The sequence below is a fragment of the Streptomyces sp. NH27 genome, assembly GCF_056859195.1.
The window spans coordinates 1-1,009 of the sequence record NZ_JACEGK010000993.1; the positions used below are offsets into that span (position 1 = coordinate 1).

Annotated in this window: 1 protein-coding gene; it reads left to right on the plus strand. The window is 68.5% G+C overall.

The features are described from left to right. Nucleotides 1-43: 43 nt before the first annotated feature. Complete coding sequence (locus tag AC13HU_RS37620; protein WP_483046498.1) at nt 44-775, plus strand: TerD family protein; 732 nt, start codon at nt 44-46, stop codon at nt 773-775. Nucleotides 776-1,009 lie beyond the last annotated feature (234 nt).

Consider the following 1,009-nt stretch of genomic DNA (forward strand, 5'->3'; position numbering starts at 1 on the left):
GCGGGCAGTTGCGGCAGTGAGCGACAGGGGAGGACGGACGACAATGGCCTGGTTGCGGTTCCTGCGGCCCAACGGCCCGGAGCAGTTCGACGTGACGAACGCGCACAGCGTGGAACTCACCAAACGGCGGCCCGAGTTGTCGCTGACGAAACACGGTGCCGCGGTCGGCAACATGCGGGTGAACCTGTCCTGGCAGATGCGGCCGTCCGACTCCGGGGACTGGGCGACCGACCGGGGCGGCTTCCTGCGCCGCCAGATCGACGTGTTCAGGCCACGTGTGGTGCAGGCGGCCGGCCCGGCGATGGTCAACGTCGACCTGGACCTGGCGTGCATGTACGAACTCACCGACGGCACCAAGGGCGTGGTCCAGCCGCTCGGCGACTTCCACGGCGATCTGGACGGGCCGCCGTACATCCAGATGACCGGCGACGACCGGTTCGGCGGCACCTCGGGCGAGACGCTGTACATCAACTTCGACAAGCGCGAGGAGTTCAAGCGCCTGCTGGTGTTCGTGTACATCTACGACGGCACGCCCGCGTTCGACCGCACCCACGCGAAGGTGGAGATCTTCCCCGGCTCCGGGCCGCGGATCGAGATCCCGCTCACCGAGCGGGAGCCGCAGGCGCGGTCGTGCGCGGTGGTGCTGATCGAGAACCGCAAGGACGAGATGATCGTGCACCGCGAGGTGCGGTACGTCTACGGCTTCCAGGCGGAGATCGACCGGCTCTACGGGTGGGGGCTGCAGTGGGGGCGCGGATACAAGTCCAAGGTGTGACGTTGGCGCTGTGCCTGGGTGGACCCTCCGGGGTGGGTGGTGCTGTCGGTTCCGGGACCACCTGCCGGTGGGGGGTTCTCGCGCCGTTCTCCCCCAGAGCTTCGCCTGGGAGGTACCCCCACGCGCCCCTGGGTTGGTTGCGGGTGCTCCTTGAAAGGAAGCTGTCCTGGCGGGGATGGTTTTGTCGGCTGCGGGGTCGGCCGGCAAGGGGGAGTTGCCCGCGCGGTTCTCACC